This window comes from Rhodococcus sp. P-2 (genome assembly GCF_016598535.1).
In the GTDB taxonomy this organism is placed as follows: Bacteria; Actinomycetota; Actinomycetes; order Mycobacteriales; family Mycobacteriaceae; genus Rhodococcus_F; species Rhodococcus_F baikonurensis.
Window position 1 is genome coordinate 5,353,541 of the sequence record NZ_CP066779.1, and the last position, 15,034, is coordinate 5,368,574.

Here is a 15,034-nt window from a genome sequence, read left to right on the forward strand (position 1 = left end):
GCCTCAGGTGAGACTGCGCGCCCAGTCCCGCATACCGGCGGGGCCGGTGCCAGTGGCGTATTCAGCGAACAACCTTCGCGATTCGTCACGGCGAATTCCGCCGAGCACTTCACGCGGCTTACAGAAAAACGGAAGCTCCACGGGCGGCGCCCAAAGCTCCACGAGTTCCTTTGCGCCGTCGTTCGGGGATTCGAGAGCGAACCACACCCGGGTCACACCGAGCGTGATCGCCGCACCCATGCACATCAGACATGGTTCGAGATTGACCGCCAAGGTCAATTCTCCTGACGCTCGAGTGAACCCGAGAGCCTCGTCGGCCTGCAAGATCGCTTGAAGGTCCGCATGGACTACCCGTCGGCCTAGTGCCCGTTCTTGCGTATACGCCCGCCCGAGCACACGGTCGTCGTCGAACACGACTGCGCCGATCGGCATCTCCCCGAGCTCCATGCCCTCACGCGCTACGTCAAGAGCAAGCGCAAGCGCATCTCGAGGTGAAAACATCATTCGACACTAATGGACCAGGCGAGCTCATGCTGCGAGTAGTGCGGGTAGTCCCCATTCCTTGGCCAGCAGCTCGTACGAGCGCAGGCGATCCTCGTGCCGATAGGTCACCCCGGTGATCACCAATTCGTCCGCCCCGGTGAGCTTCTGCAAACTCTCGAGCCTGTCGGCGACGGTGGTAGGTGAACCAACGAACTGCGTGATCAGCCGATCCTCCACCACTGCTTTGTCGGCATCGGAAAGTGGGAGCGCCGTCGCCGGATCGGGATACGGTATTGCTCCGTGCCCGCTGCGGATGCTGTGTGTCCAGTGTCCGAACGTCGACGCCAACTCTCTCGCCGTCGCATCGTCTTCCGCAGCAACAACATCCGCGGACACGACCACGTACGGCTCCGAGAGGACGTCCGACGGGCGGAATGCTGCGCGGTACGCCTCGACGGCATCGAGCGTACTCGACGGCGCCACATGATAATTCGCACCGAACGGCAATCCGAGCCGTCCCGCGAGCTCGGCGCTGGGGCCTGCACTGCTTCCGAACACCCACAATTCGACGTCGGCATCCTCGCCGGGACTGGCGTGCAAGTCGATGCCGTCACGGGTGCGGTGAGTGCCGTTCAGGAGCGAAAGTATGTCGTCGACCTGCTGCTCGAAATCGGGCGCCTGCGCTCCCGGAAAGGCCAGCGCCTCGAACGACGCCTGCAAGCGCGGTGACGTGAGTAGCCCGGTCGGATCGAAGGGCGCCGGGATCACGACGCCCTCACGCACGACCGCCTCCCGCTTCGATTCTGCCGGGGCAGGCGTTCCGGCAGCGACGGCGCGAAGTGCCTCCACCCGACGCTGTCCGCTGCGCCCGATACCGAGATCGATACGACCCGGGTACAACGCTTCGACGGTACCGAAGGCCTCGACCACCTGAGCTGCCGTGTTGTTGCCCAGCAGCACGGCGGCCGAGCCAACGTGAATGGTGTTGGTCGCGGCCGCAATCAGTCCGACAAGCACGGCCGGTGACGAGCTCGCTACGCCGACGAAGTGGTGTTCGGCGACCCAGTACCGCTTGTATCCCCACGCTTCGGCAGAACGAGCGAGGTCCAACGAGTTCCGCAAGGCCTGGCGGGCCGTTCCGCCCTCACTGATCGGCGAGAGGTCGAGTACGGACAGCGGCGCGCTCACCTCGGTGCGCTTCCGTCGCGGGTATTCGGGGTCTTCTCGCCGGCTTCCACCGCGAACGGCAAACGATTCTCGGCGGGAGCGACGGGGCACGTCGCGTAATCGGTGAAGGCGCAGGGCAGGTTCGACGCCCGATTGAAATCGAGGACTACCGCACCACCGGGCTCCGGTGCGCTCACGTGCAGCGAGCGTGCGGCCGGGTAGGTGGACACACCACTGGTCGCATCGGTGAACAGGATGTGAAAGCCGTTGTCCTTGCCCGCGAACGCAATCAGCGTGTGCGTTTCACCGTCGTGTTCGAAGCCGATGGTTCCCCTGGCGTCGTGATGATGCTCGAGGCGCTCGACGACCGCGCCCGTCGTGACCGTGCGAGCCTCCTCGAAAGCAGTGAAGACACCGTCGATGCGCCACTGCGGATTCGGCTCGAAGGTCGGAATGCCACTGAACCGTGTCAATGCCGGGGCCGACGAATCATGAATCCGCAGTGCCACCTCACCGGTGCGGCGGATGACCTCGACCAGCCGTGCACCCTGCTTGACGATCAGTCCCGGCGCACCCTCGATCGGATTCAGAGTGGCTGAACCGTCCACTGCGACACCGTCGATCGAGAGGTCGTCAGCCGGTGTCGCGGTGACGACAACGGCATTCGCGTCGGCGCGCCATGCACCCGGCAGATCCGCGAAGGTGGAATCGGTGTCCACCAGCCAGTGCAACGCAGTCAAGCTCAGCCAGCCGAGTGGCTCACTGAAGGTGGCGTCGCGCGAGGCATGCCAAACATTCCAATCGCCGGTGAAGGTGCTGGTGGACGTGTCGGTAACGGTCATGATGCGCGGACTCCTTCAGCCTGCTCGTGCGGGTGGCGCAGCCCCAGATGGCTGCGCAAGGTGGTTCCTGAGTATTCGGTGCGGAAACTGCCGCGGTCCTGCAGCTCCGGTACGACCGTGTCGATGAACTCGTCGAGGCCACCGGGGGTGAGGTGGGGAACGAGGATGAATCCGTCGCTCGCGTCGCCCTGGACGTAGCTGTCGATCTCGGCAGCCACCTCGGCGGCACTGCCCACGAACTGTTGGCGGGCAGTCACTTCGATGATGAGTTCACGGATGCTGAGGTTTTCGGCCTCCGCCTTCGCACGCCACTGATCGGCGACCGCTCGCGGATCCTTGACGTGCCGGACGCGTCCGCGGGTGATGTTGACGTCGTCCGACGGATCTTCCTTCGGCAAGGGGCCGTCGGCGTCGTACTGCGAAAGGTCTCTGCCCCAAACCTGTTCGAGAAAAGCTATGGCAGTCTGGGGCCCGACCTGCTGCCGACGAATGTGATACGCCTTCTCCTGTGCGTCCGCGGCGTTGTCACCGAGGACGAAGGTGGCAGCGGGGAGAATCTTGAGGTCTGCGTGCGTGCGTCCGTACTTGGCCAAGCGTCCCTTCACGTCGGCGTAGAAGGCCTTGCCTGCTTCGAGCGTTCCGTGTCCGGTGAAGATGGCGTCCGCCTTGGCCGCGCCGAACTCGCGTCCTTCGTCGGAGTCCCCTGCCTGCAACAGAACTGGGTGCCCCTGTGGACTCCGAGGAACCTCGAAGCGTCCGGCGATGTCGAACTGCTTACCGGAGTGTTGGAACTGGCCGACCTGCTGGTCGGTGGCAAAAATACCGCGCTCACGGTCGATGATCGGACGATCGATGCTCCAACTGTCCCACAGCGTCCGCACTGCGTCGACCAACTCGTTGGCTCGTGCATACCGCTCGGCATGCTCCAGATACCCACCGCGGCGGAAGTTCTCGCCGGTGAATGCATCCGAGGAGGTCACCAGGTTCCAGGCGGCGCGGCCCTCGGAGAGATGATCGAGCGTCGAGAACTGCTTGGCCAACTCGTACGGCTCGTTGAACGTGGTGTTGATCGTCCCGGCCAGGCCGAGATGCGTTGTCACTCCGGCAACCGCGTTGAGAATACTGAAAGTGTCGGGGCGACCGACCACGTCGAGGTCGTGAATCTTGCCCTGATGCTCGCGTAGGCGCAAACCCTCTGCGAGGAAGAAGAAGTCGAACAATCCGCGTTCGGCACTGCGTGCGAGATGCTCGAAGGAGCTGAACTCGATCTGGCTCTTGGACGCCGGATCGGTCCACACCGTGGTGTTGTTCACGCCGGGGAAGTGAGCGCCCAGATGAACTTGCTTGCGAATCCTGTTCTGTGTCATCGGTGTTCCTGTTCTTTTCTCGCGCTACGCGAACTGATTGACGGGCAACTCGAAGCCCAACCGCTCGCGCAGCGTGGGGGCGATACTCGGTCGCGGATTGAGAGTTGGCACCACGTCCGTCGCAATCTTTTCCACTGCGGCGGCCAGTGCCAGCGGGCGCAGAACTACTCCGTCGACCCCGGCAAGCCCACCGATCTCGCGCAGCAGCGCAGTCAAACCCGCGCTGTCACCGCGATAGAACAGCGAGTGCGGGGTGTACGGTGCTCCCGCCCATTCCTCGAGTTCGGCCAAGGCGTCGTCGGCCGCTCCGCGGTCGGCGCCGAGAAGAACGTCGACATCGAGAAGAACCCTGACGCTTCGCCCGAGGGCAGCGGCACTCGAATGGACCAGCTTGGCCGTGGCTTTCGCCTCACCGAGGTCGGTTGCCGAGATCCGAATCAGATCTCCGCGCGCAACAGCGAGGTCGCGAGCCTCCGGTCGACTGGCGTCGACGGCGATCAGTGGCTGCCCCTGCGGGGAGCGCGGTGTGATGGACGGACCCTTGACGGAAAAGTTCTTTCCCTCGAAATCGATGTAGTGCAGCTTGTCGCGATCGATGAATCGTCCGCTCGCCGCGTCACGTATCTCGGCGTCGTCCTCCCAGCTGTCCCACAGCCGGCTGACCACCTCGATCGCCTCGGAGGCTTCTTCCCACGCGGACTCCGGAGCCTGCACCGCCTTCCGGCCGAACAATGCTGCCTGCTCGGCGGTGTCGGACACCGCGACCTGCCAGCCGGCCCGCCCCGCGGAGGAGTAGTCGATACTCGCGACGGCCTTCGAGATGTGGAACGGTTCGGTGTGTGTGACCGTCGCCGTGGGGATCAGGCCGATACGCGAGGTCACAGCACTGAGCCGCGCTGCAGTCGCCACAGCCTCCAACCTGCCCCGCACGGCGTGCCGGCCCTCGGATTGCAGTCCGAAAGAATCCGGGAGGAATGCCAGGTCTACGCCACCCCGATCCGCGGCGGTCACCAGGTCCACCCAGTACGACGGCGTGAACAGAACTTCGGCGCGTGAGTCCTCGCGCCGCCAGGAATACGGATGAGCGCCGGTGCCCTCGAATTCGAGGCCGACCAGGAATGCTCCGGAACTACGCTCGGACATGTTCGGCCTTTCGTGTCGAATGATCCCGCCCGGGGATCGCGTCGAGAAGTGTGCGGGTGTACTCGTTTCGGGGATTGTCGAAAATCTCGGTGGTAGTGCCGATTTCGAGCAATCTCCCGGCCTGCATGACGCCGACGACGTCGCTGATCTGGCGAACTACCGCCAGATCGTGGGAGATGAAGAGATAGGTCAGGCACAGTTCTCGCTGCAACTCGTCGAGTAGAGCCAGAATCTGCGCTTGCACCGAGACGTCGAGAGCGGATACCGGTTCGTCGAGAACGAGCAGGTCCGGCTTCAGCGCGAGCGCGCGGGCGATCGCCACCCGTTGACGCTGACCGCCCGAGAGTTCGGCAGGCTTGCGACTGAGGAACTGCTCGGGAAGTGCAACCTGATCGAGCAACTCTGCTGCACGAGTCTGCTGCTGGCTGCCTCCACCAACCTTGAAGGCCCGCAGCGGCTCCGCCACGATGTCCTGGACGGACAATTTCGGGTCGAGCGATGCATAGGGGTTCTGGTACACGAGCTGGATCTTTCGACGCAGCTCGCGCAGGTCGCTGCCCTTGACCTTCGTGATGTCGTGGCCGTCGAAGGAGATGGTGCCGGCATCCGGCTGTTCCAATCGCACGGCGATGCGCGCCGTGGTCGACTTGCCCGAGCCCGACTCCCCCACCAGCGAGACGGTCTGTCCCCGCGGAACAGTCAGCGATACTTCGTTCACCGCGGTGATCGAACTCCCGCGTCCGACGTTGAACCGCTTGGTGATTCCGGTCAACGTCAACAGCGGGCTCGTGTCCTGGCGGACCGGGCGATCGACCGGTCCCGAGGACAGGCTCGGAGCCGAGTTGAGAAGTTTCTTCGTGTACTCGTGTCGCGGGTTGTCCAGAATATCTGCGGTACGGCCGGATTCGACGATTCTGCCGCCCTGCATGACCAGGATCCGGTCCGCACGATCTGCGGCCACTCCAAGGTCGTGCGTGATCAGGAGCACGGCGGCACCGGATTCGGCGATCCGCTCGTCGAGATGGTCGAGAATGCGTCGTTGAACCGTGACGTCGAGAGCACTGGTCGGCTCGTCGGCGATGATGAGGGCCGGGTTCGCGACGAGCGCGATTCCGATCAGAACTCGTTGCCGCATACCGCCGGACAGCTCGTGTGGGTACTGGCGTGCTCGGATCTCCGGTCGGTCGATACCCGCGCGCTCGAGCACCTCGACGGCGTCCAACCGCGCTTTGCGACGGTCGGCGAGGCCGTGGATCCGCAGGACTTCGGCAACCTGGTCGCCGATCCGCGTTACAGGGTTGAGCGAAGTCGTCGGATCCTGCGGCACCAAACCGACACGCGCGCCGCGGATTCGCTGCCACGCACGGTCGGAGTACGAGTCGATTCGTTCACCTTCGAACTCGACGGTCCCGCCGGTGACGTGACCGCTGCCGGCGAGCAGACCCAATATCGCGTGGGCCGTGGTCGACTTACCCGAACCCGATTCCCCGACCACCGCAACTACTTCACCACGGCCGACGGTGAAGCTCACGCCGGATACCGCGGGCTCGTTTCCGTAGGAGATCTGTAGGTCGGTGACGGAAAGCAACTGATCCTCGGTCGTGCTCATCGTCGGTTGTTCCTTTCGATCTCGTGGCCGATTCGGTGTGCCGAGATGACCACGGCGACAATCGCGAGACCGGGAAGTGTTGTCATCCACCAGGCATTGGCGAGGAAATTGCGTCCCTCGGATACCAGCGATCCCCATTCAGGGGTAGGTGGAACGGCGCCGAATCCCAAGAAGCTCAGTGCCGACACGGCAAGCACAGCCTGCCCGAACTCGACTGCGGACAGCGCGACCACGGGCGCGTAGGAGTTGGGCAGCACATGCCGACGCAGGACACCGAGCCACTGCACACCCGAACTGAACGCGGCCTCGACGTACTGAGCGCCGCGCACCCGCATCACTTCGGCACGCATCACTCGCGCAAAGTTCGCGACCATGCTGACGCCGACCGCGATGGCGACGTTGATGGTGCCGAACCCGAGTGCGGTCACCAATGCCAACGAAAGCAGCAGCGCCGGAATGGACAGCAGAACGTCGACGATGCGCATCAGCACGGCGTCGACGACACCACCGACGAAACCCGCAAGCAGACCGATGAGCGATCCCGCCACCAATGCGATTCCCACCGCGACCAAGGTCGCGGTCAGGGACAGCGCGGCACCGTGCACGAACCGTGTGTAGAGGTCACGTCCGAGATTGTCGGTTCCGAACCAGTGAGCCAGGCTCGGGCCCTGCAGTTTGTCGGCAGGGACACCGGACAGCGGATCGCCACTGGCGAAGAATCCGGGTGCGACGGCAAAGCCGATCGCAAGCAACACGATCAGCACCGGAATGACCAGACCAGGCTTGCGGATCCAACCGATGGCAGTGGACCTTCGGCGTGAAACCACTGGCTCCTTCGCCTCGACGCTCGGATCGAGGAGTAGGGGTTCGATCAATGTGTCAGACATGGGCCGGCTCCAGATCGGTCGAGCTTTCGATATTCGACTTTTCGGTGTGACTCTTCTTCGTCTGGATGATCCGTGGATCTATCAAGGGGTAGAAGAGGTCGACCGCGAGGTTGACGAGCACGAACACGAGAGAGGCGAACACGACGACTCCCTGCACCACCGGGATGTCCTGCGCCATCACCGACGTCTGAGTCAGACGCCCGACGCCCGCGCGGGAGAACACCGTTTCCACGACCACCGAGCCGGCCAGTAGCGTGCCGACCAGCACTCCGGCGATGGTGAATGCCGGAATACTCGCCAGTCGCAACGCGTGACGGGTCTGCACGCGCCATCGGCTCGCGCCCTTGGCGTACGCAGTCTCCACGTGCGGCGAACGTAGCGTCGACTGCAGGCTGGTCGTGAGCACCTGCGCGATCACCGCGCCGGTCGGGATCGCCAAGGTGATCGCCGGAAGAATCACCGTTGCGAAACCTTTGTCGCCGAATGCCGGGAAGATGTGCAGACGGAACGAGAAGAGCTGCAGGAGAATCAAGCCCACCCAGAAAGTAGGCACCGCCACACCCAGCGGCGGCAGCGAGAACAACAGGTTCGCGAGCCACCGCTTGCGGGTGTAGGTAGCGAAGAATGCGATCGCCACTCCGAACAACACGGCCAGAACCAAAGCGGTGGTTGCCAGCACCAGAGTGCTGGGCAGCGCCGAGAAGATGGCGTCCGTCACCGACTGGCCGGTGGAGATGGACGTACCGAAATCACCGCGAAGAGCGTTTGTCAGCGATGTCCAGTACTGCACCCACACCGACTGGTCCAAGCCGTACCGTGCCCGAAGCTGATCGAGGGCAGCCTGATCCACTGCAACACCCTGACCGGACGAGTCGGCAGCCATGCTGACCGGATCGCTCGGCAAGAGGAACAGAATCACGAACGAGATGGTGAAGGCGGCCCACAGAACCACTGCGGCCTGGCCCAGTCGGGTGAGTACGTATCGAGTCATGATTACTTACCCGACAACCATGCGTCGTAGAACTGCAGTCGTGAGGAGGCTTCGAAGTTCAGGTCCTGCACACTCGATCCGGCGCCGATAGCCTGCGAGAGTTCGATGGTCGGAATGGAGAGTCCACGGTCGAGGATCAATTCCTGTGCGGTGGATACCAGTTCGCCGCGTTGGCCGTTGTCCGTGGCTGCAAGCTGGTCTGTGAGTACCTTGTCGAGCTCCGGATCTGCGCCGCGGCGGTTCAGGTTGCGACCCTCGGTGCTGAACGATGCCCGCAGGATGTCGGCATCCGCGCGAGTGCTGTTGTAGTACAGCGAATCGTAATCACCCGACACCCCCTTCTCGGTCCATTCACCGTTCGAGACCAGGTTGAGCTGCAGGTCGACGCCGACCTTCTTGAGCTGCTGCTGTACGAGCTCGAGGATGGCCTGGTTACCCGAGAACACCGGACTGAAGGTGACGCTGAAAGTGAGCTTCTGCCCGTCCTTCTCGCGGATACCGTCGCTGCCGGTCTTCCAACCGGCCGCGTCGAGGAGCTTCGCCGACTTGTCGGCGTCGTACGTCACGACACTGGATTCGTCGCTGTAGAGCGGAGTGGTGTGAGCCAACGGGCTCGTGGCCGGGAAGAACGACGGATCCAGAACGGTATCGACGAGTTCTTGGCGGTTGATCGCGGGGATGATGGCCTGGCGAACAGCCTGATCGGCGAGAACGCCGCGACTGACGTTGGGCTGGAAGAAGAAGCTCACACCCGGGTTCGGCCTTGTGAGGATTCGTCCACCTGCGCCCTCGATCTGCGGCGCATCCTGTGGAAGCGCATCGCTGACCGCATCGAGCTGGCCGGAGGCCACGCTGCCTGCCCGCACACCGGATTCGGGGACCACCGTGAAGTCGACGCCGTCGAGATAGGCCTCGCCCTGATGCGCGACCGCGTCCGATGCCCAGTTGTATCCCGCACGCTTGGCGATCTTGACGCTCTTGTCCTGCTGCCAGTCGGTGTAGACGAACGGGCCGGACGCGATCACCGCTGCACCGGGGCAACGCTGCTCGGAAGCCAGCGCGGTGGTGGAATCTGCGAGAATCCCGAGCTGCGGCGTCGAAGTTGCCTGCAGGAACTGAACATTGGGTCCGGAGAAATTGATCTTCGCCGTGTGGGCATCTACGACGTCGGTACCGGTGTACGCGGACAGGTAACTCTTCGCCAACGACGCGTTCGGTCCGAGATTCTTGACCGAGTCGAAGGTCTTCTTCACCGAATCCGCCGTCACCGGGGTGCCGTCGCTGAAGGTGGCGTCGTCGCGAAGAACGAACGTGAAGCTCGCGGCGTCGGGGCTGATCTCCCAACTCTTGGCGAGCCACGGGGTGATCTCTCCGGTGTCGGGATTTTGATCGGTCAGCGAATCCACCACGGTCCGAGTGACATACACGGTCTGGTTACTGCCGGCCTGAGCCGGATCGGCGCAGGTCGGCGCCTGTGACAGTCCGTAGCGAAGGGTTCCGCCGGACTGCGCGGGACCCGCGTCGGCCGCGCTGTCACTTCCGTTGCTGCTGCAACCGGCGAGGACGGTGCCGAGAACCGTGACAGCACCGATACCGGCGATGACGGTCGCGCGTTTACGGGCACCGAATGAGGGCGAAGACACCAAGAACTCCTAAAGAGGCATGCCGAAGAGCGCACCCGCCGCCTGAGACGAAAAAGGCGATCGAGCACGAATCACTTGTGAGAGAGAAGAAAACAGACTTGTCGACGACTCGCCTGAGTGTGAATGACTGACCGAGGTCAGTTGGTACAGAAAGATCCCGCGGTGCGGCACAGGTCTACGTGACGACGCGACCAGGCGGTATCGAAACCGCCTTCGACTGCCTTCATTTCGTGTTCCTCCATCGGTCCTGGCGGTAGCACCCGCACCCGATCACTCGGGGGGTTGCTGCGACTTCAATGAGCCAGGTCTCTCGGTCGCTCTGGATGGTCGTTCGCAAGTGTACGAGGTCAAACCCGGGTGTTGTCAACCCGGTCGGTAGGAATTGCTGCTCGAGTCACATTTTCGAGCACCCGAAGCTGCTTCTCGAACGGGTGGACGCCCACTTCTTCGGGCGAGAGCGAAGCGTCGTAAAGCGGTGTGTATCCACTGGACAGATACAGCGCGACGGCCTCCGGTTGCCGAGGCCCCGTCGTGAGGAACACCCGACTGTATCCGCGAAGCTCGATCTCTCGTTCCAACTCACGAACGACGGCCTTGCCGAGGCCACGCTTCCGATAGTCGACCGACGTCCAGATTCTCTTCAGTTCCGCAGTGGTGGAATCGAATTGACGAAACGCACCGCCTGCGATCGGCAGGCCGTCGTGGGTGAGCACCAACAGCGCTCCCTGTGGGTATGCAAATTCTTCTGCCGGATACGTCGTGAGATCCTCGAGCATCGCTTCGCGAGTCCCGCCGTAACGTGAACTGTATTCGAGGGCCAACTCCGCGATCAGTGGAGCTGCCAAGGGGTCGTCCTGCGAGACCGAGTAGACCTCTACCGCGCCGATACCCGCGAGCTGCCGAGTCCCGAGCTCCAGTGCCACAACACTTTCCTCCATGAATCTGGTCAACGCTCCCCCAGCCGAAAAACTTCCGGAGCGAGAGTGGTTCCGTCGACAAGGTCCGACACGAGTTCACCCAAGGCCGGACCGAATTTGAATCCATGCCCCGAGAATCCCGCTGCCACCGTGACGGCGCCGACTCGGTCGACGACGAAGTTACTGTCAGGTGTGCTCGTGTACAGGCACGTGATCGATTCCACCCGGGTGGAATCGACGCCGGGCAACCACGACTCGGCGTACTCCACCAATCGTTGCTCTCCGGCCGAGTCAGGGGTGTAGTCACGGGTCTGCGGAGTCACCACCGGCCCGGTCGCGTGTTCACCGATCTTGATGCCGTCCTCGGAACCGAGTCCGTAGATCCCCGCAGTCTCCAATTGCGCACCGGTGTGGTGAACGAAACTCGGCCACTCGACTCCGGGATCGAGCGGTGCGAAGTGCGCCGGTTGTTCCTGTGTCGTGCGTAGCGTCGGCAGCACGATCTCGGAACCGAGACAGCTGTCTGCGATCAGGTCCTCAGTCCACGCACCAGCGGCGATCACGACCTGACGAGCTGCGAGTGTTCCGCCGTCCGTCACCACGTCCACGCCGTACGACGCACGTGCAAGCGCCAACACCCGAACGTCGTGACGGACCTCGGCACCGGCGAACACCGCTCCCGCTTTCAGCGCGGTCACGGCTCGGTCCGCGTGCAACCGGCCCGCATCGGGGTGATGGAGCACGGTGGTGTCGAATCGCAGCCCCGGCCAGCGGGCGGACGCCTCGGCAGGAGTGAGAATCTCGCCCTTGATGCCCGCCTCGAGAAGTATCTGCGCCTTGGACTGCACTGCCTGCGGCAGACCGTGATCGACGGCACCGGTCAGTTCCAGGAACCCGATGTCCGTCGTGGCCTCCAACTCCCGCCACAACGGCAGAGCGTCGGCCGCCAACCCTGTGTACAGGTGATTGTCGTACGCCTGACGGTAGATGCGCGACGTACCGTGCGACGCACCGTGCTTGTGCCCCGGCCCGAACTGTTCCAACTGAACGACGCTACGTCCGCGCGCCGCGAGCCGCCATGCGGCGGAGGACCCGACGAGTCCTCCGCCGATGACGATCACATCGAGAATCTCACTCATGGACGAGAGCTCACTTGGTCTTCGGAAGGCCGGGCGGGTTGATCAAAGACGTGTCGACGGCTTCGCTGGTGATGTTCCAGCGCTCGAGGATCTGCTGGTACGTGCCGTTCTCGATCGTGTGGTTGATCGCGTCGTTGATTGCCTTGATCAGGCCGTTGTCCTTCTTCACCAGCACGGCAATCTGCCCCTGCAGAGTGTCGCCTGCACCGGAGAACTCACCGACAACTTCGGTTTCACCCGACTGTTTGGCGTGGAACTGCGACGACGGGTTCGGTCCGAAGTAGGCGTCGATCCGGCCGGACTGCAGGGGCAGGTAGTAGTCGGTGGTGTTCTGGTAGTAGGAGATGTCGGTGGGCGCCAGGCCGGCCGCGACGTTCTGCTCACTCCACTTGACCAACAGCGCTTCTTGATTGGTGCCCGAGGAGACGGCGATCTTCTTGCCCGCGACGTCCTTGGGTTCCTTGATGGAAATTCCGGCACCCTTCTTGGCTTCGAAAGCGAGGGTGTCGAGTCGGTAGGTGGCGAAGTCGTACTTCTCCTTACGCTCCTCTGTGACAGTCACATTGGAGAGGAACGCGTCGGCCTCACCGGAGTCGATGCGGACGAAGTTCTGTGCCCAGTCTGCGGTCTGCAGGTCGACTTTCAAACCGAGAACGTCACCGATCAGGTAGGCGAAATCGGTCTCGGAGCCGATGAGGGTGGTGTCGTCGTCGGCGTAGAAGCGAAGCGGCGGAGCGGAACCGGCACTACCGGTGACTCGCAGTGTGCCGCGGTCGCGGATCGCCTGAGGAACCTCGGCGGCGATGGAATCCACCTTGTCGGTGGTGATGCGATTCTGGTCGGCTGTGAGGTTGTAACCCGCAGCGGCAGTGACCTGTCCACCGTCCGACTCGGCGTCCGCACTGCTGCACGCGGCGCTGAGCAGTCCGACTGTGGCGATAGCCGAGATCAGGAAGGTCGCGCGACGGGATGGGGAGAACATCAATTTTTCCTTTCGGGAATGTGTCTAGGTCGCGTCAGAGGACGCGGGAGAGAAAAGCCTTGGTCCGTTCGTGGACCGGGTTGTCGATCACCTGTGAAGGTGGGCCCTGTTCGACGATGACGCCGCCGTCCATGAAGACCGCGGTGTCCGCCACTTCCCGAGCAAATCCGACCTCGTGCGTGACGATCACCAAGGTGGCGCCGTCACGAGCCAGCTGAGCCAGGACTTCGAGAACCTCGCCCACCAGTTCCGGGTCGAGCGCCGACGTCGGCTCGTCGAAGAGAATGACCGCCGGCCTCAGTGCCAAAGCTCGCGCAATCGCCACGCGCTGTTGCTGACCACCGGAGAGTTGACGGGGATACTCGTCTGCCTTGTCCCCCACCCCCACTCGCTCGAGCAGTGCGCGGGCCTCGCGGTACACCTCGTCACGATCACGCTTCTGGGCCGAGAGCGGCGCTTCCACCACGTTTTCCAGCGCAGTCAGGTGAGGAAACAGGTTGAAGTTCTGGAACACGAATCCGATGTGTGAACGCTGCTTCAGGATCTCGCGGTCACGCAGTTCGTGAAGCCGATTTCCCTTGCGCCGGTACCCGATCAGTTCTCCGTCGATCCGTACGGTCCCGCGGTCGACCTTCTCGAGGTGATTGAGGGTACGCAGCAAAGTGGACTTGCCGGAACCCGACGGACCGAGAATGACAGTCACCTCGCCCTTGCGGACCAGGAGATCGACACCGGCAAGTACTTCCAGCGCGCCGAACGACTTGTGGATGCCGCGCGCTTCGACGGCGTACACCGTCTCTTCGGCCAACTCTGCGGTCATCGGGTCGCACCTCTCGGAATATCGAGACGCGCATCACGAATCTCTTCGAACTTCTTGCGCGCCTTCTGTATCGGCGTCAACGGAAGGGCACGGGCAGATCCACGGGCGTAGTGGCGCTCCACGTAGTACTGACCGATCGAGAGCAACGTCGTCAGGATGATGTACCAGATGGTGGCGACCATCAGCAGCGGCACAACTCGACCGTTGCGTCCGAAGATGACCTGCACCTGGTAGAACAGTTCGGCGATTGCCATGGTGGAGACGATGGACGTTCCCTTGAACAGTCCGATGACCTCGTTTGCCGCGTTGGGCAGGATGGCCCGCATCGCCTGAGGGAGAACGATCTTGAAGAACTGGCGACTGCGCGGAATACCGAGCGAGTGAGCAGCTTCGATCTGACCGTGATCCACCGAGATGATTCCGGAACGGATGATCTCGGCCGAGTACGCGGCCTGGTGCAGCGCCAAACCGATGACCGCTGCGGTGAATCCGCCGATCACACCACTGACCTGGAAGGTGAAGAACTCGGGTCCGAAAGGTATTCCGAGAGAAAGCGTCTGGTACAGGTACGTGATGTTGAACCAGAAGAGCAACTGCACGATGAGCGGAATGGAGCGGAAGGCCCAGATGTAGGTCCAGGCGATCACCTGCAGGACCGGGTTCTTCGACAGACGGCCGAGTGCCAGGAAAACACCGAGACCGAATCCGAGGATCGTCCCCCACAGGGTCAGTTTGATCGTCACCCACAACGCGGCGAGCACGGATTTCGCGGTGAAGTACTGCGCGAACGTCGGCCAGTCCCAGCCTGGGTTGACGACGAGTCCGTGAATGAATTGGGCAAGCAGTACCAGTACGACCGCGCTGATCACCCAGCGCAGCGGGTGCCAGGTACGAGCAACGACAAGCTCCGAGTCGGGAAGTTGCGGCTCGGCCACCGACTTTTCGGGGCGGACATCGGTGGGCGCGCTCACGGCGCACTACCTGACGGAGTGGACATCACGAATAGACCTTTCGGGAAATGGGAACGCAGCTGTGTGCTCGAGT

The 15,034-nt window shown here is 63.0% G+C and carries 15 protein-coding genes and 1 riboswitch; all 15 genes read right to left on the reverse strand.

Annotation, left to right across the window (positions count from 1 at the left end; genetic code table 11):
* Positions 1–3: 3 nt before the first annotated feature.
* On the reverse strand, positions 4–501 hold the full coding sequence (locus I7X09_RS24905) for a nucleoside deaminase (protein WP_234036704.1): 498 nt from the start codon (positions 499–501) through the stop codon (positions 4–6).
* A 27-nt stretch (positions 502–528) separates the two neighbouring features.
* A complete protein-coding gene (locus I7X09_RS24910) occupies positions 529–1,671 on the reverse strand; it encodes an LLM class flavin-dependent oxidoreductase (RefSeq protein WP_200314167.1) in 1,143 nt (380 codons plus the stop codon).
* A complete protein-coding gene (locus tag I7X09_RS24915; protein ID WP_200314168.1) occupies positions 1,668–2,492 on the reverse strand; it encodes a DUF1684 domain-containing protein in 825 nt (274 codons plus the stop codon). The genes I7X09_RS24910 and I7X09_RS24915 overlap by 4 nt, the downstream gene beginning before the upstream one ends.
* On the reverse strand, positions 2,489–3,859 hold the full coding sequence (locus tag I7X09_RS24920; RefSeq protein ID WP_200314174.1) for an NtaA/DmoA family FMN-dependent monooxygenase: 1,371 nt from the start codon (positions 3,857–3,859) through the stop codon (positions 2,489–2,491). Before I7X09_RS24920 ends, I7X09_RS24915 begins: the two co-directional genes overlap by 4 nt.
* Positions 3,860–3,883: 24 nt before the next feature.
* Entirely contained in the window at positions 3,884–5,002 is a 1,119-nt protein-coding gene (locus I7X09_RS24925; protein ID WP_200314176.1) for an LLM class flavin-dependent oxidoreductase, read from the reverse strand.
* Positions 4,989–6,611, reverse strand: coding sequence for a dipeptide ABC transporter ATP-binding protein (locus I7X09_RS24930; protein WP_200314178.1), 1,623 nt, complete (start codon positions 6,609–6,611; stop codon positions 4,989–4,991). Before I7X09_RS24930 ends, I7X09_RS24925 begins: the two co-directional genes overlap by 14 nt.
* Entirely contained in the window at positions 6,608–7,498 is an 891-nt protein-coding gene (locus I7X09_RS24935; protein WP_200314180.1) for an ABC transporter permease, read from the reverse strand. Before I7X09_RS24935 ends, I7X09_RS24930 begins: the two co-directional genes overlap by 4 nt.
* Positions 7,491–8,489 (reverse strand): ABC transporter permease, encoded by a 999-nt coding sequence (locus I7X09_RS24940; protein WP_095972401.1) that lies wholly within the window; start codon positions 8,487–8,489, stop codon positions 7,491–7,493. Before I7X09_RS24940 ends, I7X09_RS24935 begins: the two co-directional genes overlap by 8 nt.
* Positions 8,490–8,491: 2 nt before the next feature.
* Positions 8,492–10,132, reverse strand: a complete 1,641-nt coding sequence (locus tag I7X09_RS24945; protein ID WP_095972402.1) for an ABC transporter substrate-binding protein — start codon at positions 10,130–10,132, stop codon at positions 8,492–8,494.
* A 137-nt stretch (positions 10,133–10,269) separates the two neighbouring features.
* A complete protein-coding gene (locus I7X09_RS29785; RefSeq protein WP_019749498.1) occupies positions 10,270–10,374 on the reverse strand; it encodes a putative leader peptide in 105 nt (34 codons plus the stop codon).
* Positions 10,368–10,462, reverse strand: a riboswitch (SAM riboswitch). (Overlaps the previous gene by 7 nt.)
* 17 nt (positions 10,463–10,479) lie before the next feature.
* Entirely contained in the window at positions 10,480–11,070 is a 591-nt protein-coding gene (locus tag I7X09_RS24950; protein WP_172436670.1) for a GNAT family N-acetyltransferase, read from the reverse strand.
* An 8-nt stretch (positions 11,071–11,078) separates the two neighbouring features.
* A complete protein-coding gene (locus I7X09_RS24955; RefSeq protein ID WP_200314182.1) occupies positions 11,079–12,188 on the reverse strand; it encodes an FAD-dependent oxidoreductase in 1,110 nt (369 codons plus the stop codon).
* A gap of 10 nt (positions 12,189–12,198) precedes the next feature.
* Positions 12,199–13,170: an ABC transporter substrate-binding protein gene (locus I7X09_RS24960; RefSeq protein WP_166810620.1), complete on the reverse strand. Its 972-nt coding sequence runs from the start codon at positions 13,168–13,170 to the stop codon at positions 12,199–12,201.
* 34 nt (positions 13,171–13,204) lie between these two features.
* Positions 13,205–13,990 carry an amino acid ABC transporter ATP-binding protein gene (locus I7X09_RS24965; protein ID WP_050655070.1) on the reverse strand — a complete coding sequence of 262 codons (786 nt, stop codon included), beginning with the start codon at positions 13,988–13,990 and terminating at the stop codon, positions 13,205–13,207.
* Positions 13,987–14,961, reverse strand: coding sequence for an amino acid ABC transporter permease (locus I7X09_RS24970; RefSeq protein WP_095972405.1), 975 nt, complete (start codon positions 14,959–14,961; stop codon positions 13,987–13,989). The genes I7X09_RS24965 and I7X09_RS24970 overlap by 4 nt, the downstream gene beginning before the upstream one ends.
* Positions 14,962–15,034 lie beyond the last annotated feature (73 nt).